At 34.1% G+C, this 21,849-nt stretch carries 13 protein-coding genes; 11 read left to right on the forward strand and 2 right to left on the reverse strand.

The genetic code is table 11. The annotated features are described in order from the left end of the window. The first annotated feature begins 250 nt into the window (after nucleotides 1–250). Entirely contained in the window at nucleotides 251–1,675 is a 1,425-nt protein-coding gene (locus HGP29_RS09910) for a DUF3500 domain-containing protein (protein WP_168882241.1), read from the forward strand. Between the two features lie 97 nt (nucleotides 1,676–1,772). On the opposite strand, the gene HGP29_RS09915 is transcribed toward HGP29_RS09910, so the two are convergent. Then, nucleotides 1,773–3,221 carry an NAD-dependent succinate-semialdehyde dehydrogenase gene (locus HGP29_RS09915; RefSeq protein WP_168882242.1) on the reverse strand — a complete coding sequence of 483 codons (1,449 nt, stop codon included), beginning with the start codon at nucleotides 3,219–3,221 and terminating at the stop codon, nucleotides 1,773–1,775. Between the two features lie 131 nt (nucleotides 3,222–3,352). Here HGP29_RS09915 and HGP29_RS09920 point away from each other — a divergent pair, with 131 nt between their 5' ends. The 4 genes from HGP29_RS09920 (at nucleotide 3,353) to HGP29_RS09935 (ending at nucleotide 8,152) form a co-directional block, all read left to right on the forward strand. Further along, nucleotides 3,353–3,787: a hypothetical protein gene (locus tag HGP29_RS09920; RefSeq protein ID WP_168882243.1), complete on the forward strand. Its 435-nt coding sequence runs from the start codon at nucleotides 3,353–3,355 to the stop codon at nucleotides 3,785–3,787. 397 nt (nucleotides 3,788–4,184) lie between these two features. Next, complete coding sequence (locus HGP29_RS09925) at nucleotides 4,185–4,973, forward strand: GNAT family N-acetyltransferase (protein WP_168882244.1); 789 nt, start codon at nucleotides 4,185–4,187, stop codon at nucleotides 4,971–4,973. Continuing rightward, nucleotides 4,912–7,383, forward strand: a complete 2,472-nt coding sequence (locus tag HGP29_RS09930; protein ID WP_168882245.1) for an AMP-binding protein — start codon at nucleotides 4,912–4,914, stop codon at nucleotides 7,381–7,383. Before HGP29_RS09925 ends, HGP29_RS09930 begins: the two co-directional genes overlap by 62 nt. Nucleotides 7,384–7,432: 49 nt before the next feature. After that, complete coding sequence (locus HGP29_RS09935; RefSeq protein ID WP_211093255.1) at nucleotides 7,433–8,152, forward strand: transmembrane-type terpene cyclase; 720 nt, start codon at nucleotides 7,433–7,435, stop codon at nucleotides 8,150–8,152. On the opposite strand, the gene HGP29_RS09940 is transcribed toward HGP29_RS09935, so the two are convergent. Beyond that, nucleotides 8,142–9,107, reverse strand: a complete 966-nt coding sequence (locus tag HGP29_RS09940; protein ID WP_168882246.1) for a TDT family transporter — start codon at nucleotides 9,105–9,107, stop codon at nucleotides 8,142–8,144. The two genes, HGP29_RS09935 and HGP29_RS09940, sit on opposite strands and share 11 nt — an antisense overlap. Before the next feature lie 202 nt (nucleotides 9,108–9,309). Between HGP29_RS09940 and HGP29_RS09945 the strand changes: the two genes are divergently transcribed. The 6 genes from HGP29_RS09945 (at nucleotide 9,310) to HGP29_RS09970 (ending at nucleotide 21,761) form a co-directional block, all read left to right on the forward strand. Continuing rightward, entirely contained in the window at nucleotides 9,310–10,146 is an 837-nt protein-coding gene (locus HGP29_RS09945) for a CPBP family intramembrane glutamic endopeptidase (protein ID WP_168882247.1), read from the forward strand. A gap of 746 nt (nucleotides 10,147–10,892) precedes the next feature. Next, nucleotides 10,893–14,024: a SusC/RagA family TonB-linked outer membrane protein gene (locus tag HGP29_RS09950; RefSeq protein ID WP_168882248.1), complete on the forward strand. Its 3,132-nt coding sequence runs from the start codon at nucleotides 10,893–10,895 to the stop codon at nucleotides 14,022–14,024. Nucleotides 14,025–14,038: 14 nt separating this feature from the next. After that, nucleotides 14,039–15,898 carry a SusD/RagB family nutrient-binding outer membrane lipoprotein gene (locus tag HGP29_RS09955; protein WP_168882249.1) on the forward strand — a complete coding sequence of 620 codons (1,860 nt, stop codon included), beginning with the start codon at nucleotides 14,039–14,041 and terminating at the stop codon, nucleotides 15,896–15,898. A gap of 315 nt (nucleotides 15,899–16,213) precedes the next feature. Further along, nucleotides 16,214–19,522, forward strand: a complete 3,309-nt coding sequence (locus tag HGP29_RS09960; RefSeq protein WP_211093256.1) for an FG-GAP-like repeat-containing protein — start codon at nucleotides 16,214–16,216, stop codon at nucleotides 19,520–19,522. Between the two features lie 105 nt (nucleotides 19,523–19,627). After that, complete coding sequence (locus HGP29_RS09965) at nucleotides 19,628–20,701, forward strand: helix-turn-helix transcriptional regulator (RefSeq protein WP_168882251.1); 1,074 nt, start codon at nucleotides 19,628–19,630, stop codon at nucleotides 20,699–20,701. A 1-nt stretch (nucleotide 20,702) separates the two neighbouring features. After that, the gene (locus HGP29_RS09970) at nucleotides 20,703–21,761 is read left to right on the forward strand and encodes a TIGR03032 family protein (protein ID WP_168882252.1); all 1,059 of its coding nucleotides are present in this window, start codon (nucleotides 20,703–20,705) and stop codon (nucleotides 21,759–21,761) included. The last annotated feature ends 88 nt before the right edge of the window (nucleotides 21,762–21,849 follow it).

Raw genomic sequence — 21,849 nt, forward strand, 5'->3', positions numbered from 1 at the left:
CAGTTTGCAACATATTAAATATAACTATATGTCATTGATAAAAATAATTAATCTGGAGTTTAATACAGGGTATTATTGATATACTAAACTTTTGAATTGGAAGGATACAACATCATAAAGATCTGACTAGTAACTTTTTGTAAGATCATGAAATATTTTTTTGTAAAAAAAATGTGTGAGATTAGGTACAAACTTATTTCCGCTCTCTTATATGAATAGAAAGCGTATTTTTTTACATACTCATAAATTAATGAAACTCTCAAATCTAACACTACTCATAATCTTAGGAGGTTTAACATTTACTGCTTGTGACGAAACAACTAGTAATGATGATGAAGCTTGTACTGAAACTACTTGGTATCAAGATAGTGATAACGATGGCCTAGGTGATCCCGATGCTTCTACTGAAGCTTGTGAACAACCTGAAGGTTATGTAGCCAATAGTAATGATACCGATGATACTGGTGGTAGTTCTACATCAGAATGTGATACCCCTGGTGAAGTAGACCAGTCAACAGATACAGAGATTGAAGCTATGCGACAAGCAATGCTAACGTTTAGAAATTCTCTTTCGTCTTCATTATTATCTGAAGCATCAACTTGTTTAGACGACGAAAGATTGTACGTTTGGCACAACACTCCTAACTCTAATGGTAGTCAACGAGACGGTATTATTTATGGAGATCTTTCTGACGAACAAATGGGGTACTTCCAAGATTTATTACAATTGTTTTTAAGTGATGGTGGTTACCAGAAAGTAGATGAAATCACAATGCTTGCAGAAGGTTTACTAAGTACTGAAAATGGTGACGTTTGGAGTCCTGATTTCTATTCTATCGATATGTTTGGTGATCCAGAAAATAGTGGCTCTTGGGGTTTCCAATTGGACGGGCATCATCTTGCAATCAACTTTTTAGTTCATGGTGATCAGGTTTCTATGGTACCCGCTTTCTTGGGAGGTGAACCTGCTGTCTCTTCTTATAACGGAACAGAGTTTGACATCTTTAAAGACGAGAGAGACTTGGCCTTAACTTTATATAATGGGCTTACTGATAATGAGGCTGGTTCAGCGGTTTCTTCGAGTAGCCATGCTATGGAAGTAGGTCCTGCTGACACTCCAGGTGATGTTGACCCATATAGAGGTGATTACGATTACTCTGGTTTTGCAGGTACGGGTATTAAATACTCGGATATGTCTGCTGATACTCAAGCCAACCTTATCTTGGTAATGCAAGAATATGTTTACAACATGGAAACTACTTTTGCAGACGCTTGGTGGACAGACATTATGGCCAACATTGATGATACTTATTTTGTATGGATTGATGAAGTAGATGCACCTTCTACAACCTCTCCATTCTATTATAGAATTTACAACCCATATTTATGGGTAGAATATAATGCAGAAAACGCTCTTGGTGGTGGTGGTGCAGATTACAACCATGTTCATACAATTACAAGAATACCTAACAACCCATCTACAACAGATGGTGGAGATTATGGTGTTTTTGCTCAGATTATTAATGAAGGTGGTGTAAAGACTTTATATGAGCACTACGCTATCGCTGATCACCACAAAGCAAGTGAGATGTTGTTTGATTACACTGTACAGTTATCACAAGGTCAAGCTATTGAGCATTCTCACTACCACGGAAGACACACACATACACACTAGGGTTCCAATAATATTTTTTTGCTTACTGTCTTAACATTCATCCACTTTATTCTTAACTCGATAACTCAAGATTTCTTGAGCTATCGAGTTTATTATTTTATCCAAAACACATGTATTTCATTTCAAGGTATTCGTCAATTCCATATTTAGAACCTTCCTTACCAAATCCGCTTTCTTTAATCCCACCAAAAGGTGCTACGGTTGTTGAGATCATTCCTGTATTAATACCTACCATACCATATTCCAAAGCTTCTGCTACTCGCCAAACCAACTGATAATCTTTACCATAAAAATAAGCGGCTAAACCATAAGGAGTATCATTGGCCATATCGATGACTTCTTCTTCAGTAGAGAATTCAAAAATTGGAATTACCGGACCAAATATCTCTTCTGTATAAACATCCATCTCCTTGGTTAGATTAGAAAGAATCGTTGGCAAATAAATCTGATTATTCTCATCTGATCGCTTGCCACCTAGATCAATTTCACCACCTTTCTTTACTGCATCATCGACTACTCCTTCCACAAACTGTACGGCAGATTCATCGATTAGTGGCCCAATTTGAACACCATCTTCCATCCCATTTCCTAGCTTAAGATTGGCAACAGCTTTCTTTAATTTTGAAGTAAAAGTTTGATATACATCTTGATGTACAAAAAAGCGGTTTGAGCAAACACAAGTTTGTCCTGCATTACGGTATTTCGACGCAATTGCTCCTTCAACAGCTTGATCAATATCTGCATCTGCAAATACAATAAAAGGTGCATTTCCCCCCAACTCCATAGAGACTTTTTTAACAGTGTCTGCACATGCTTTTATTAATTGTTTCCCTACTACTGTTGACCCTGTAAAAGATAATTTTCTAACAATAGAATTAGACGTTAACTCATCTCCAATTTCACTTGTTCTACTGGATGTAATGACATTAAAGACCCCTTTTGGAATCCCTGCCCTTTCTGCTAAAACACCTAATGCTAAAGCGGATAAAGGAGTATATTTTGCAGGTTTAACAATAATGGAGCATCCCGCTGCCAATGCTGGAGCGACCTTTCTAGTAATCATAGCATTAGGGAAATTCCATGGCGTAATCGCCGCAACTACCCCGACAGGTTGCTTAATTGTCACAATTCTTTTATCTGCCTGGTGACCAGGGATTACATCTCCATATGTTCGTTTTGCTTCTTCGGCAAACCACTCCACAAAAGAGGCTCCATAAACTATTTCTCCAATAGCTTCTTGTAATGGTTTCCCTTGTTCCAGCGTTAATATTTTTCCTAAATCTTCCTTGTTTTCTATCATAAGATCAAACCATTTTCTTAAACGGATTGACCTTTCCCCGGCAGTTGTTTTTTTCCACTCTTTCTGGGCAATCTCTGCCGCTAAAATGGCTTTACGAGTATCGTTTACATTAAAATCAGAGACAGACTGAATCACAGACTGATCGAATGGATTTTTTACTTCAAAGGTTTTATTCTCTTCACCATCAACCCAGCTGCCGTTGACATAACATTGGCTTTGTAATAGTGTAGTATCTTTTAATATCATGGTGCTATTTTATCTATTGTAAGAGTGATCAACGAAGTTAATAACCAGTACATCAATTGAAAATAATTTTTATCAGAACTAGTCACTTTTTGTCATAAACATTATGGGGTTTTACTTGTTCTTTATTTGTTATGCTATTAGAAACTACTTACGGGAAACCGAAAAATTATCAAAAAGGAAAATCATTAGTTGGAAGGCCATTTTCGATATTTAAAATTTTTAAAATGAGAGGAAGTTCTTCACCCAGGTTTTTCATAGAAAGTACCAACCTTGCTGTTGACTATCATAAGGAGTTACAATCTGATCTAGATGCTGCTATGATTGAAATCAGACGCAATGGGATTATCGTTCATATCAATGTCAAGTTACAGATTTTTGAATGGATGATTCCGTATTACCAATTGGTGCTATATAAAACCAATGAATATTTTAGTATTCATGCACATGGTCGATTTTTACAATTTACACTGGATAAATCGCACAGTGAACATTTAAAATTTATAAATAAACTGGTCTTTGAGAAAGAATCACATATGAGCCAATATCATTTTATTGATGGGCGGTAATGTAAATTGTTATATTCTGTGTTAGAAGCTTAAATGTTAGAAAAATTCAATTGTTGGATTCAGGAAATTTCCAACTAGAAAAAGTGCTTAAGAACAGTATTCATATCATTTCAGACATAATACTTTTAAAAAGATAATGTGATTTATTTATCTGACAGTGTCGTCGATTTTATAATGTAGCTTTTATATGAAATTAAATTTAACCTTTCCATTGTTTAAACTGGGTAAAACTTTATAAAAGACCACTATTACTTAAATAACTTAACATAAAAGTAGCTTTATGTATTAATAATTTATCCTTAGATAAAAGTTAATATGTAAAGCTTTTTTAGTTTGAATTCTTCAACTATATTCAACCCGTTATCTATTTTTTATGGATTTACCCGTATTTCCAAAAATGCTACTACAACATCCTGTCTTCGAATATGATATGTATCGTTTGGAGACTTATAAACAGAGAAAAAGAAATATTGCGATTAACAATTACAAAGGGTATTTATCATTGATGTTTGAAGAAGTGGACTACTTCAATTACTTATACCTTAAGACTAACAATATTTCTATAAAAAAATTAGGCCTTCCCTACTATGAAAAAGGGATTGATCGAATTAAAATTATACAATCTAAAGAATCATACTATCATCATGATTTCTTAGATCTTTCATATCAAGATCGGACCATTGTAGCATGCTATAAGGACCTTTCTACTTACATCCCTTCATCTAATATCACAACCATTAAACCGGTCAGTAATGACGAAGACCTTCTCCATTTTACGAAGTTATATCTTACTGTTTTTGGATCTTCTAATAAAGATTATGATGAGGTAGCAGAAAACTTCAAATTACTATTACAGTCTAAGCAATCTGATCTGTTCTTTATACAAGAAAATGGTAATACAATAGGGGTTTGCTCTAATTTCTATAATGAAGAGTACATGTTCTTAGCCTCATGTGGGGTATTACCAGAATACCAAAACAGAGGTTTTCAAAAAAAAGCAATTAAAGAGCGTTTGTCCATCGGAAAGCAAAAAGGATATAAAAGTTGTTATGTTTGGGCATACGACAATACTATTAGTTTAAGCAACCTATTAAAATCTGGACTTTCTATTCACAAGACATATCATGAAGGATTATCAAAACCTTTGGGTGACCTTATTAAGCAACAAGAAATATTACAAGCATAAGCCTCTACTTACTTATAAAAACCAATCCTATTCCTTCGATTTATTTTTAGAAAAAGTAAGACTTTTATGTAATATCCTTCTAAAACAGCAAGAGAAAATCATAGCAATTCAAGTCTCTGATCCTATTCATAGTCTATTCTTAATAGTTGCTTCTTTAGTGGCTAAGAAAACTTATTGGATGGTAAATGAAGAGGTTATACAATCAGTAAACCTTAATATTTTAAAAGATGTGCTTATTGTTGATGATCAATTGTATGAGCATTTTATTGATTCTAACGATGATGCAGAATTACCTTTATCAGTTAAAGCAAACATCTCAGGTTTTCATCCTTTCTGTTGGGTAAATAGTTCTGGATCGACCGCAAATCATAAAATAACCGAATACCTTTATCAGGGTTTATTAGAAGATACACTTAGACAAATCAGAAACAATAACATTACTAACAACGATCGAATTGATATTGTCTCTTCCCTAAATTTCAGTGCCTCTTTATCTTCTATATTCCCAGTTTTATATAGTGGCGCTTCTCTTCACCTGTGTGATTCTACTTTAGACATCATTGACTTTTGGAGACAAGAGAAAATCACCATGACTACATTAACTCCTTCATTATTCAGAACCTTATTAAAAAGAAGGGTTTCTATTGATTTACCACATTTAAGATTTATCTGCTTAGGAGGAGAAGAAGTTTTTACGAGTGATATTCTATTATTTAAAAAGCATTTTCATAAGAATCAGGTTTTACAATTAGCCTTAGCCAGTTCAGAAACAAGAATGATTGGGGAGTTAAAGGTGAAGGCTGATACTAATGATGAATATAAAGAAATAAAATATCAACCTATTGAAGGTAAAAAGTGGATTATTTTAGATCAAAATGATGAGGTAGAGGTAGAAGCAGATGAGAAAGAAGGACGAATTGCTATACAAAGTCATGCAATTGGTCATCGATATATCAACTCCTATGATAGCTTTAAACAAGTGGATGAGAATACCACATTGTTCATATCGAATGATATGGGTAAAATTGATCAGAATGGTCAGCTCCATTTTAAAGGGCGTTCTGATAATAGAATAAAAATTAAGGGTACTTTTATTAATTTATCTGAAATAGAAGCCAATTTAAGTCTTATTGAATCCATTAATGATATAGCAGCTATTGCTGATAGCACCTATGAAAATCTATACGTTTTCGTAACTACTTCTTCTAATGGTAAAGACGAAATAAAAAGAATCATTCAAGCAAGCTTCCCTAAACTAACTTATCAACTTATTATTCTTGATAAATTCCCTAAAACTAATTCAGATAAAGTTGATCGAAAGAATTTACTTAAAAGGGTTTCCTCTGTTGAGAAAGTAAAAGATCCTTATCAAAATGCCTGGAGGAAGCAATTCCCTCTGATTGATAATTTTGAAGGAAAACACTTTTTTAATGACTTAGGTGGCGATTCACTTACTTCATTATCATTAATAACAGAATTAGAAGTAGTCATTGGAAAAGAACTTTCTCCACAACTTATCTATCTATATCCAACATTCGAAAAACTAAAAGATGCATTATATGATTCAAATACTTTTAATCTAATACAAGTAACAGAATACAGTTCATTTAAAGAAAATATATTATTTATTCCATCTATTCATGGAAGCCATGAGCAATATCGATTCATTCAAGAATCTCTTAAGGAAAAATATAACATTTATCTTCTGCAGTATCCTTTAAAAGAAAATCCTAGTGATAAACAATTTTACAGTTTTTCGATGTTAATACAGCAATGTGTATCTTTTCTTGATCAGTCAAATATTTCATTTAAAGCATTCATCGGGTACTCTTTATCTGGGTACATAACATACGAAATAGCTCATCTGATTCAGCAACAACCTTCGGTGTTTATCATTGATACTCCAATTTATGAAAAGCAATCATTATTAATGAAGGTTATGAATGACTCATTAAAAACACTGAAAATAATAAAGAAAAACTTTTTTAATTCCTCTGAGCTTGTCATCAGTTACAAGCGCTTAAAAAGAAGAATTAAACAACAATATTTCCATACATCTTCCAATGATGTGTCTATTCAAACAATTCATGATTACTTCTTCTCATTTTATGCTGAATTACTTCATTCAAAAATTAAGGTTAGCACAACAACGTTTCCATTAGGTGTTTTTATAGCTAACGACCAATCATTCTTTAGTAATGATATTAAAGCTACTTATCAATGGGAAAAGTACAGTCAGAATTTACTATTTAAGAAGACTCTTACTGGGAATCATGGATCCATATTAAATAAAGAAAATTCTCTAAGCATAGCTGCAACTATAATTAACGAGTTAAAAGAAGTTACAGACTATAATAATAGGATATTAGAAACAGCATTAACTAAAGAATTGATCATTGATATTGAATAATAAGATGAATTGGTATGATTTTCTTTAACAAAAAAGAAAACTAATTACTATGGACATCTCAACAATCGGATTTATTCTTTCGGGCATCAGTGGAACGGCTTGGACTTTAGTCTATATACAACTCATTCGCTTAGGGTTTCAACAGAAAACATATGGCATGCCTTTTATTGCATTAGCTTTAAACCTTGCTTGGGAGGCATTATATGCTGGAATTGGTTTAATGGAAGCTCCTACAAATATTCAGACGATTGTTAATGTTGTATGGTTAGGGTTTGATATTGCCATTGTTGCCACCTATTTTAAATATGGGAAGGAAGATTTTAAGAAGTTAGCCAATAAAAAATACTTTATACCTTGGTCTATTATTGTACTACTGATGGCCTTTACATTACAGGTTGCTTTTTATCAAGAATTTGGAAAAAGTGACGCCAAATATGTTGACGATATGCTTTGGTTTATCAACCCTTCATTAGGTTGCTGGTATTCTGCTTTTACTCAAAACCTTATTATGTCTATTGCTTTTATTAGTTTATTGGTACAACGAAAGTCATTAAAGGGACAGCATTTATCAATAGCTATAGCAAAATGTATCGGAACATTAACGCCTAGTATTTTATACGGGGTTATTTTGGAAAGTAATTTAGTAACCTGCCTTGGGGTATTTATATTGATCTTTGATATTATTTATATCTGGATGATTATAGATTTTCAACAACAGAATAAGATAACTCATAGTGAGTTTTATAGGGATGCAACGCTTAGTGAGTAATATTGTAAATCACTTTTTTGATATTTAATTCAAATTCCAAAACATCATCTTTACAATAAGAATAGAACTTCACTACAACATAACCAATAACACAAGTAGCCACTCCAAGTTCTAAATAAGAGATCAATTCTATAGCATGTGCTATTGTTGTCTCACCAGCAGTAAATAATACTTTTGCATACTTCTGAAGTGCCACTGTACCTATTGCTAACGGGAAAGTAAAAGCAGCAAATCCAGGGTTAAACTTTCTTTTTAATAGGTGGAAAAAGGCAATATATAAGACAGATGTCATTAAGATCGACAATGTAAGTAGTACATGGCATATAAACTCATTGGGGTTTTGTGTGATGGTTAAGTACCCTGCAAAACACAAACTTGCTGGTGCTGCCATGATTCCAAATGTTTCTACAGTATCGAATTTATAGAATGCTAACCTGTAAATCATAAAGGCCAGCATTACAAAATATAATGGGGTAGCTATCCACCAAATCATTGTAGCTAGAGTTGGAAACCCCATATAAGTAGCGTTTACACAAGCTACAACAATACCAATTGGAGGAACAAACCAGCTAGGCATCATGTGCTCAAAAGAAAAATTCTTCATTCTATGGTAAACAAAAGTCACTAGACAAATCAAATGTATACCGATGGCTAATAACCATAAACCTTTGCCCAAAATTGGATTCACCTTCACCAATATCCCGGCGAATACCATCATTGCCATCGCCATAGTAGGAACATAACTTCCCAAAACATGATGTTTTAGTTCCTCTTTGAATACATCAAAATGTAATACGTTTCTTAAAATTAGAGATAAGAAATAGAATAATGCGATAGCTAATGTGATATAAGATACCCATCCAATATGAGCATTTCCCCAAGCTGCACCTAATGTGGCAGTACCTAATGCAACACCAGTAAGTCCGACAGGTAAATTTCTTATTTTATCTTTCATAATATTACTTTTAATTATTTGATAACAGATTGATACTTATTAAAACGCATTTATTCAATCACTGTTACCTAATAAAAAGAATAATAAATAACTTATAGTTATAATTAAAAGATTTAGGATTCTTACAAAAAATCAGTAAGTAATTGATTTAAAAACTTTTATTATCTTGGGAATCATTTCAAAAACAAACTATTATCTCTAAATGAATACTATAAGTTATCCTAACATTAAACAGTCTTTTGGGATCTTCGGAATTTATCTTCTCTCTTTACTCATCAGTGTACCTCTCTATTTCATCTTCGAAGCTTTCAACGTCAACCAAAATGTAATGATCTTATTTAGCTATTTGGTCAGTTCATCATTTACATTCTTAATCATTCACTACCTAAGATTTAAACAAAATGAAGTCTTTAAATATCAATTTAGAAAGACGCCATTTATGGTGTATGCTTTAAGTCTATGTGCTATGTTCTGTTTCCAATTATCTATCATCACACCTATTTCTTCATTAATACCACTAACCAATGATTATCTTGATACAGTGAAATCAATGATTGACGACCGGTATTTTCTCACTTTATTTTCGATAGTGATTATTGCACCGGTAATGGAAGAATTTATTTTTAGAGGTATCATGCTCGATGGGTTGCTAAAAAATTACACCCCTTGGAAAGCTATTTTTCTCTCTTCATTTCTATTTGGATTGATCCATATGAACCTTATTCAAGCAGTTCATGCTGGTTTGGGTGGTGTATTGTTTGGCTGGATCTACTATAAAACCAAAAATTTATTACTTCCGATACTATTACATAGTATCAATAATTTCTTTGCATTTAAAGAGTTAACCTCTATTCCTGATGATTTTGATATAGAACAACCTTTTTATGACGTAATGGGAGGGATAGAAAATTACCTTCTAATGGCAGCTGTGGCATTAATTATTTTAGGTCTAAGCATTTATCAAATTAATACTCTTTTAGGAGAGGATGTTAAAAAAGGTGATGAAAATGAACCCATTAATGTGATAAAATCACAGTAGATACTAAAATGGAAAATCAACATTGTACAAAACCTTTGATTTTAAACATTGTACACCTTGTTGATTTTCCAATATTTTTAAACGATTGTAATAATATTTAATAGTCGTTAATACACTTTTCTAACAAAATTTCACTTCCTACATTTGTTATATGAAAATGAAACAAAGCTAAAACAAGTACGATTTCAATACTAAATTACAAACAATCTATTCCATAAATAATAAATGAAAACATCTACCTATATAACGATTTGTGTAAATGATCTTTTATTTCCAATTGATCATATTTCCAAAATAAAATTCAAAACTGATTTGCAATAATTCAGCAATCGGTTTCGGTATATTCTATTGTTTATTTTTCAAAATTATACGAAAAGTAAGCCTAGATGCATACACTCTTTAATTTCTAAAATGAATGAATTACTGTCTTTAACCTTAATCAGTGATACATATACGGATATATAACATTGTAACCACTGCGAATATTCAGAATTAATTTAAGTGAAATAAGATTAATATAATGTTTTGATTACAACTAAAAGACATCTCTTTTAGGGGTGTCTTTTGTAAGCATTGCATAACTAATCTATCATATTTTCATTGAAAAAAATTGAATATAAAAGTTTGTATATATTCGTTAGCATTAAATTAAATTCTTATCTACATATATTTTAGCATAGAAATATGTTTCGCTGATCTATGCTATAAATCCAATAAATCAAGCGTTAACAAACAACAAACAACCGATGAAAGTAAGTAACTTTTTACGATTTATTCTTTCTGCATTCTTCTGTACGATGCTGTTAGGATTTGCCCCTGTTTTTGGACAAACAAGGGTCATTACAGGTACAGTTCATGATGAAATGAACGAAGCTTTACCAGGTGTAAACATTCTTATTAAAGGAACATCCAGTGGTAGTATTACTGATTTTGATGGTAAATTCAGTATCGAAGTAGGTAACGGTCAAAATGAGTTGGTCGTATCGTACATCGGATATATCACTAAAACCATCGCTATTGGCACTCAATCGAATGTTTCCATTAAAATGGAATTAGATGCTGAGCAACTTGATGAAGTTGTCGTAACCGCCTTAGGCATTGAGCGTTCGGAAAGATCTTTAGGATATGCAGTAAGTGCTGTAACTGCTGAAGATATGGGAGATGCTGGTGTTGCTTCTGGTAACATGATGAACTCATTATCAGGTAAAATTGCAGGTGTGCAAATTGCTCCAGTAAGTGGTGCAGGTTCATCTTCAAGAGTAGTTATTAGAGGTACTGCCAACCTAAATGGTAACAACCAACCATTATACATTGTTGATGGTGTGCCAATTGCAAATAACACTTTCAAAGATGCAGGTGACTCTCCTGACACTGGTGATGTGAACACAGGTGACGGTCTATCTTCGATCAACCCTGATGACATTGAATCGATTTCAGTATTAAAAGGTGGTTCAGCAACAGCACTTTATGGTTCTAGAGCAATTAATGGTGTTATCTTAATTACTACCAAATCTGGTAAAGGTAAAGGAGCTAAAAGTGGTGTTGATTTCAACACTGGTGTTACTCTAGATGTTGTAGGGATTACTCCAAAAGATCAAACTACTTACGGACAAGGTGTTGACCACGCACTAGCTGGTAACCCTAAAGCAACGAATGGAATGTGGGGTCCAAAAATCACTGGTCAAAGAACAGATGCTTACTACGATGGTAAAGAAAGAACTTTACAAGCATACGATAACTACAATAACTTCTTTAAGACAGGTATTACTTCTAATACAAGTGTGAGTGCTTACACTTCAAATGAAAACTCAAGTTTACGTTTCTCTTATTCAAATATGGATAACCAAGGAATGGTAGACAACTCAACTTATAAACGTAATACATTTAATATTAGAGGTACAACTTCTATTAGTAAAAGATTACATATCGACGGACGTTTGACTTATGTGAATCAAAAGGCACACAACCGTATGGAAATGGGTAATTCTGTAAATAACTACATGGGTATGTTATTAGGAATTCCTACAACAGTGGATCAAAACTGGTTAAAAGATTATACTTACCCAGAAGGTCACCCAAGAGCAGGTCAGCCTCACGGTTACAATGACAAAGAAACGAACCCTTACTGGAACATGAACAGAGTGGTTAACGAAGATGTTCTTAACCGTGTAATTGGTATGGCTTCAGTGACTTATGATATCACTGATGATTTAAAAATCTTAGGTAGAGCTGGTACTGACTACAATGCAATGCGTCAGGATGTTCTTCAACCATTATACACTCCTTGGTTCGAACAAGGTAGAGCTTACCAAAGAACAAATCTTGATTTCGAATCAAATGCTGACTTCCTATTAAGCTACCATAAACAAGTGGGTAACTTTGATATCAGTGCCAATGCAGGTGGTGCGTATATGCATCAATTACGTCAGATGACTGACGTTGGATCTTCAAGATTCTCTTCAGAAGACTTCCAAAACCCAGCTGCAGGTTCGGATATGTTCCAAAACTTCTCTACTTACGACAAATCAATTGCTTCTTTATATGCAACAGCTTCAGTAGGTTATAAAGGGTTTTTATTCTTAGATGCATCTATCCGTAATGACTGGTCTTCAACATTACCAGAAGACAATAATTCTTACTTCTATCCATCAGTTAGTGGTACTTGGGTATTCTCTGATATGGATTGGGATACTCCAGACTGGTTATCATTTGGTAAGTTAAGAGCATCATGGGCACAAGTAGGTTCTGATACTGACCCGTATTCTTTGGCTTTACAATATGAGTTAGACAACTGGGACCATAACGGAATGAACATTGGTGGTATCAGAGGTAATAGAATTCCAAACAAAGCGTTACTTCCTTCTATCCAGACATCTTATGAATTCGGTATCGACATTCGTTTCTTAAACGACAGATTTGGTTTAGATGTAGCTCGTTATTCTGCTATCGCAAACAATCAAATTCTTCCAGTAGATATTTCTAGAACTTCTGGTTATGAGAGTGCGATTATCAATGCGGGTGAGATTCTTAACGAAGGTTGGGAAATGAGCTTAAACTACCAACCAATTATGAACAAAGCATTTAATTGGTCTATCGACTTCAATGCAGCCTACAATTACAATGAAGTAATTTCATTAACAGAAGGTGTTGATTATTACAGCATCGGTGGAGTTGGTGGAGTAAATATCCAAGCGATTCCTGGTAGACCATACGGTGAAATTGTTGCAAAACAAGCATTACGTGATGATAATGGCAACTTTGTAGTAGACTCAGAAGGACGTATTCAAGTAGAAGATGAGCCTTCAACAATTGGTAATGGTGTTCAACCATGGATGGCTGGTATTAGAAATACATTTAGCTATAAAAACTTTACTTTATCGGTATTGATTGATGGTAAATTTGGTGGTGACATCTACTCTTCTACTGAAGCTTCTATGTATGCTTCTGGTAAACATGAAGGTACAGTTGGACCAAGAAACGAATTTATCGATGGTGGATTCTGGAACCCAGGAAACTTAGTAACCGCTCATAACGATGCTGATGGTAATGTTTCTTATGAGCCATTCACTCAATCTGTAGATCCTCAACAATACTTCGATAGATATGCTGGAATTCCTGAATTCCACTTATACGATGCATCATTTATCAAGTTAAGAGAAGTATCTGTTTCTTATATGTTCCCTAAAACAGTATTAGCCAATACACCAATTAAAAACATTGGTCTTACAGCTTCTGCTTTCAACGTAGGTTACTTATGGAGAAATACGGACAATATCGATCCAGAAGCGTCATTCACTTCTAGAAACGTTCAAGGTATTGAGTATTCCAACTTAGCTATTCCAAGAACATTTACTTTCAAGTTAAACGCTAACTTCTAATCTGAAACATCACAATGAAACTAAGAAATATATTAATTGGAGCTGCACTTTCAGCAACTGCATTAACAGGATGTAATTTTGGTGATCAAAATGTAGACCCATGGACATCCAATGATTTAGACTTAAAACATGTATTCACTTACACTCAAAGTAAGATGTTTACATCAGGACATGAAGGCTTTAGAGGAAACCTTATCATGGCTGGACCGATGGCACAAAATACTGCTTGTTTATATTCGACAGGTATTGGCTTTGGTACTAATGATGGTTATACTGAAGCAACTTGGTCAAATATCTATGGTAATGTTTTAAAGAACATCGAAGATGCCAAAGGTAAGTTAGTAAAACAGGGCGGACATGACTATATGATTGGTCAGTTTAACGTAGTGAAAGTGGTAAACATGCTTCGTTTAACTGAGCTTTATGGAGATATTCCTTACGCTCAAGCTGGTTTAGGTTACGAGAACTTAACTTTCTACCCTAAATATGATGCTCAGAAAGATGTCTTAAATATGATGGTAGACGATCTTCTAGATTCAAGAGCAAAAATCGAAGGGGCTAACGATACAGATATCAGTAATTACGATATGTATGATGCTGACATCTCTCGAAAAGCACAATACCAAAAGTTAATCAACTCTTTACTGATTAAGATTGGTGTAATGATGTCAGAGGCGGATCCATCTAGAGGTGCAGAAATCTTTAAAATGGGGTATAATAATACGCATGGTTATATCACTGATTGGTCTGAAACATCTTATGTAAGACACGTTGAAGCAGGTGGCCCATGGGGACAACATGTCAATGGTTCGGGTATTGCTGTTGAAGGTCAAGTTGGTGGTATGTCTTATGCATATATCTCTGAGGTAGCGTTGAAATTTATGCAAAATCATCATGATCCTCGTTTATTCAGAGTGGCTTCTCACTTCGACTATTCTGGAGGTGTAAATAAAGCTGTGATGAATACTGCCTTGTACCATGATTTTGACCCATTTGCTGTTGCAGGTGATGAAGGAGAATTCAAAAAAGTACACTACAGAGGTGTTCGTCTAGGTGACAACGGTGATGGTAACAGAGGTTTATTCTGGAGAAACTCGGGCGATGTAGCACAGCAAGCTGCTTATTGGATGGATCAAAATGCACAAGTGGGTGATGAATATGCTTTCGCTCAAGAAGGTCAGTTTATTACACTTACAGGTTTGAACCCTGCCACTTTCAACAGACTTACACCAAGTATTATTATCGGTGCTGATGAAGTTGCTTTCCTGATTGCCGAAGCTAGCTTAATTCCAACATATGGTGTTAACGATGCCCAAGCATTTAGAAGAGGTGTTGAATTAGCCTTAGCAAAATATGATGCGGTTAACTTCCCTGGTGCTGATTTTGAATCTTCATTTGTTGAATTATATAAGTCACAAAAAGATCCATCTTACTCTCAAGAGCAAAATAAAACGCAATATGTCAACGACGCAGTTTCAAGATATAATGCTGCAGCAGACAAAAGAGATGTTGTGATTACTGAACACTGGATTGCATTAATGGGTAACGGATATAAATCATTCGCATTGGTAACTAGAACTGGTGGTCCATCATTTATCCCAGAGGTAATTCCTACAAATGAACGTAACTACAACTTACCTTCATACGATATCGACCCTGTTATCGATAATGATGCTGCGAAGGTAGGCACACACCAAGTAGTTAAACATAGAGGTGGCGTTACTGATTTTGTTAGACCTAAACGTTTCCCTTATCCTAACAGAGAGCTTAATGTAAATGCTTCAAACGTTGAAGAAGCAATTACAAGACAAAGAGGAAATGTAGGTGCTGCAACTCACTTTATTGCCATTCCACAATGGTATAGTAAGAAATAGATTAGATTGATTGTAATACCAAAGGCCGCCTCATAATTATTTGAGATGGCCTTTTTCTTATCAAAATATACCTGAAAAATTACGCTCAGAATTATGCTTAATGCCACAAAAGAGAAAATTCAGTATTAGAAACCTCTCTGTAATAGGTTACATTTACAAAAACAGCCATAAAAGTATCAAAAACGACATTTCACAGTTATACATGTAATATAAATTGTTCTAAATAATAGTAAAATGTAAGATATTGTAATAACCAAACTACCTCTCTAAGCGCCCCTTTCAGAGTAATATTGAAGAAACAAAACGCATGTTATTATGTATCGCACAACTATTACTCCACGCTACTTGAATAAATTATTAAAGAAGTTTATTAGACTAAAAGCATCTATTCATCTAGACAAAATCCCTTCTTATCGTAAACATAATATTAACCGGAAATTAGAATTGATAAAGAAGAGGCTCCAACACCACAAATTTCAATTTGGTTTATCAGTATCTCTACTTCTATTTACCCACTCTACTAAATCCTTAGGACAAAATATATTTAATGCTTCAACCGATCTAAACCCTAACTCAGGCTACAATATCCAAGGAGTCTATTATTATGGTCGAATGGGTAGATCTATGGATGGTATTGGTGACTTTAACGGCGATGGTTACAATGATTTTGTGATGAGTGGATTGGTTGGAGATCCAGATATTAGAGATACAGCAGATGAATTAAGCTATTTTATTATCCTTGGATCACCAGAGAAAAGAGATCAAAATTTACAGCAAAATGAACTTCCAGACGATATGCTTTTCGAGATAAAAAGTCATATCAGCAGATTTTATGAGGTGTATGGTATTGGAGATATCAATGGAGATCATAAAGATGATATCATGGTACGTACAGGCAGAAGTACCTATAATGTCATTTATGGAAAATCCGTCGACGAAAATGATCAGCCATTGGAATTAGCTTCTTTCACTCCCGAAGATGGTTTTGTGGTAGAATCAAATACCGAAATTTCTGCGGCTGGTCAAGCGGGGTTATACAATAAAGATGAATTAAATGATATGGTATTTGCAACACCAAAACATGCTTACATATTAATGGGTAATAATTACTTCAGTGATACCCTTCACCTGAATGAACTCAACCTTGGAGTGGAAGCTACTCGAATTAATGTAAACTGGGGTACCTATGAATGGATTGATGGTGTAAATACTATCGGTGATATAAATCACGATGGCTTTGATGATATAGGCATTAATAAATTTACTGGTAGCTGGTCTTCTGCTGACACTTTATATGTTATTTATGGAAAGGAAAATATCAGTGAGAGTATTGCTTATAGTGATGTCAAAGATGAAAATGGTTTCAAAATTACTGCTTTAACAGATGGCTTTGGAAGCAAAGCACCATCAACAAGCAGTGTTTTCGAAAGTATAGGAGACATAAACGGAGATGGTTTCAATGATTTAGCTATTGGTCGTAGTTATTATTATGAATATAACGAACATGCACATATTATTTTTGGCAATGATTCTTCATTCAATGACCTATTATTTCTAGATAGTCTCGATGGTTCTGATGGATTTGATTTAGGAACTTTTGAGGGAGGATACTATAGCATGTTCATTGGAGGAAAAGGCGATGTAGATGGAGATGGTATCGACGATATTGCAGTAAGTATTGGAAATGATGAAACCTACATTCTTTTTGGAGAAGATAAAACATATACCGATCAAATTAACTTCGATGATTTAAAATCACATCAAAAACTAAAAATAGATACTGAAGGCAGACATAGAGATGATGATCATGATTGGATTGAATTGTTGGATGTAAATAACGATGGGATTGATGATATTATCATTGCTAAAACAGGTATCGCCTTTCAAAAGGATGATGTTGAAAATGGAGAAGTAAATATCATCTACGGCTCACCCGAACTAAGACCTCTTGAGAGTCAAAAAGAAAAAGTGGAACTCTCTGAGAAAATTGCTGATTCAGGTGATTTTAATGGAGACGGTCATGAAGATTTACTACTTTTTAATAGAAATACGGCTTATATCGTTTTTGGCGATGGAACTTCAATACCTTCTACCGAAATCTCAGAAGTAAACAATAAACTTACAATCAAGAATGATATTGGGTTTAGTATTCTAAAAGCAGTTGACCTGAATAATGATGGGATTGATGATATCATTGCCAAAGATTACCTAACACTTGAAGTCATGTGGGGAAAGCAGAACTTTGATACTGATACTATCAATTGGGGTGACTTCACTCAGGAGGATGGAATGAAAATCACTTCAGAAAGTGCGTACCATCTAGGGAATACTATTATGCCTATGGACGACTTTAATGGTGATGGTATCAATGATGTTGCTATTTTCGATTATTACAGAGAATATGACTCAAAACACTCTTCATATATTCTTTTTGGATCCGATGAAGCCTTCCCTCAAGAAATCGCCATTGACCACCTCGAAGCTGGAGATGGATTAGAATTTACTGCCAGCGGAAATTATTGGTCAGCAAAATTAATGACTGGTGATTTTAATGGTGATGGTATCTCCGATTTAGCAAGTGGACTTTACCCAGAAAATACTTTAGAAGTAGTTTATGGTAAAAAAGAAGGTTTCTCTGAACAGAAAATGCATTGGAACAATCTATTTGATGGCGTCAACGGATTCAAAATTGACAATACTGCTGAGGAAGGTTTTTCTATGACCGACTTTACCCTTTCCGGAGATATTAACCATGATGGCAAATCTGATATCATTATGGTCGGTGGTTTAGACTGGTATAGCGAAAGAGACCAGAAAACACAAGTCATTGTTTATTACGGCACAGACTCTACTGATGCTTTAGTAAAAACAGATTCTATTAATGGTCAAAATGGCTTTATCATTCCTATTGACAATGAGAATATTAACGTTTGTTCTGGAGTAGATTTTAATGGAGACGGAGTCGATGACTTTTTTATTGGAGCTACGGGAAATGGTAATCAACAAGGCAGTTATGTGATCTATGGTGATTGTGAACTACCGGAAAGTAACAGCATAAGTTTATCTGAATTAGTGGTCGGTAATCGTGGTGAGTATTTTCAGTCGAAGTATAATTTTGGAGACGTACTCTTTGATATAAATGCTGATAACTTAATTGACCTTCAATATAACAATGCTAGCTTTTTGATTTCATCTGCATCTGAGCTTCATGATTGTTTAGAAAGCCAAGAAGAAGAACATCAAGAAAGTAATGATGAGGAAGACGACAATACTACAACAGAAGAGGATAATTCAGAAGAAGAAAATAATAATGATGGTCAGAATGAAGAGGACAATGATAAGGAAGAAGACAATAATGATGAGGAAATTACAGACCCCGACGATGACCCTATTAGTGCCTCTTCTCTTGATCATCAGAATATTATTTTTTACCCCAACCCTACAACAAATCGCCTGTATTTTTCAGGAGTTTATAGAAAAGATACTATTCGTATTTTCGATGGTTTAGGTAAGCTTATTACAGTCCAATCAGGAGAAAGTCCTTTTATTGATACTTCCAATTGGAGAAAAGGCATATATCTTGTAGCGGTTAAAAACAAACGGTACAAGATTGTAAAGCAATAATGTATCGTTTTAGGTCCTGTTTCTACTCTTATAACAGGACCTAATACAACTCTTATTGTAACTTTTTAATCACGACATCACTTGAAACCGACATCTTTACTATACATGCAATTAACGAAAAGTAGTCATTGGAATGCTTTATCCGACGAAGAACAGTTAGAAAGTATTTATAACATTAGACAAGCATCTTTTGGGGTTATTTTATGTCCCATTGCTATTGCTGTGATGTTCCATATACAGCTTCCTATTTTTGGATACTCACTTTTTGCTGGTTTAGCCATCTGTATTTTCAATATATTCTTAGGGTTTAGAGGTAAAAATGATTTAGCAACAGCACTTGCTATTATTACTTTTACCTGTATTTATTCACTCTCAAAATGGTTTTATCCAAGTTTAGCTTTTGAGTTTTTAATGTTTCCATTTTGTGGAATTTCTGTGCTTGTTTTAAAAGATAAAACAAAAAAGATAGTTCTCCCTTTTGTAATACTCTCCTCTATTTTCGTTTTGATTGCGGAGTTCATCACTCCTTTAAAATTTGAACCCACTTTTTTACAAGAGAAACTTGTGTATTATAGTGGTATGCTTATCTCGATCATTATTCTGAGTAAGTTACTCTTTGAGTTCGGCAAACATCAATCTATTCTCAAAGAAAAATTAAAAACTAAAAATAGCTTACTGGTTGATCAGCAAGAAGAGATTAGATTACAGCACGATGCTATTTTGAAATACGAAAAAGAAAAATACAATAATGATCTAACAATTAAACAGAAAGATTTAGAATTCCTCCAGGAGATCAATAAGATGAAGGTGAAATTTAGGCTTCAAACAATTGAAAAGCTTAGAGCCATTATGAAGGGAGGGGAATATCAAAAGGATGTACGATCCTTGGTCTTTGATTTGGAACAGCAAAGTAGAGATGAACAAAGAAATGATCGCCTACAAGAAAATTTGGATGTTGTGAATTCCGATTTTTATATCAAGTTGGACCAAAACTTCCCTAGTTTATCTATGACAGAGAGAGAAATTTGCTCTTACATCAAGCTTGGGCTTTCTTCTAAAGAAATGGCCGTATTAAGAAATACTTCCGTCAATGCGATCAATGTTACAAAAACAAGAATTAAGAAAAAGGTCGGATTTGATGACACTACAGAATTTGCTAAATATTTAATGGCATTGTAAAATGAATACATTACAACACATCAAGTCAGATGGAAATTCTTTAGAAGTAATTGCTACCGAAGGTTTTGGCAACTTCTTGAAAGAACAACAACTAAGTATCGCCTTTACTACTTATCAGGTCGGTAAGATATTTATGATCGGATTAGATGATACTCAAAAAATCAGTATTTCTGAACGTACTTTCCCTAGGTGTATGGGATTGGCTCTAAAAGATAATTCTATTTGGATGAGTTCATTGTTCCAAGTGTGGCGCTTTGAAAATTCTGTTCCCAAAAATCAAAAATATAAAGGTTACGATAAAATATATATTCCCCAGATAGCTTATACTACAGGCGATATTGATATCCATGATATGATTATCACACCGAAAAACAGGACTGTATTTGTCAATACAAGATTTAATTGTCTTGCGACTATTTCTGATACACATAGTTTTAAGCCACTCTGGAAACCTCCATTTATTTCAAAACTAGTTGCAGAAGATCGCTGTCACCTCAATGGGTTAGCAGGTGAAAATGGGTTGCCTAAATATGTGAGTATGGTCTCACGAACAGACACTGAACAAGGCTGGAGAGATCACCGTAAAAATGGAGGAATAGTAATGGACGTTCAGACTAATGAAGTAGTCTGCAAAAACCTTTCTATGCCACATTCTCCCCGTCTTCATAACGGTAAATTGTATCTTCTAGATGCCGGTAGTGGATACTTTGGGTATGTTGATATTTCTCAGAAGAAATTTATTCCTATGACCTTTTGTAATGGTTTTATTCGAGGTATGAATTTCATTGGTGACTATGCAATTGTAGGTTTATCAAAGCATAGAGAAAACAAAGCCTTTGAAGGTTTACAATTAGAGGAAAACCTCAAAAAACACCAACAAGATGCTGAATGTGGTCTCAATATTATTTCCTTAAAAACAGGAGAAGTCGTTGAACAACTCAGATTAAATGGCATTGTAAGAGAACTTTATGATGTTATGAGCATGCCAAACATTCAGAAACCACTTGTAATTGGCACTATGAAAGACGATATCCAAAGAATGATTACTGTTGAAAATTAAGCAACATAAACATCATTTTTATAATAAAAAAAGAGCCATGAAACATCATGGCTCTTTAAGACTAATACTATGTAAACTAACTTTTAAT

The sequence above is a fragment of the Flammeovirga agarivorans genome (assembly GCF_012641475.1).
GTDB classification, from domain to species: Bacteria; Bacteroidota; Bacteroidia; order Cytophagales; family Flammeovirgaceae; genus Flammeovirga; species Flammeovirga agarivorans.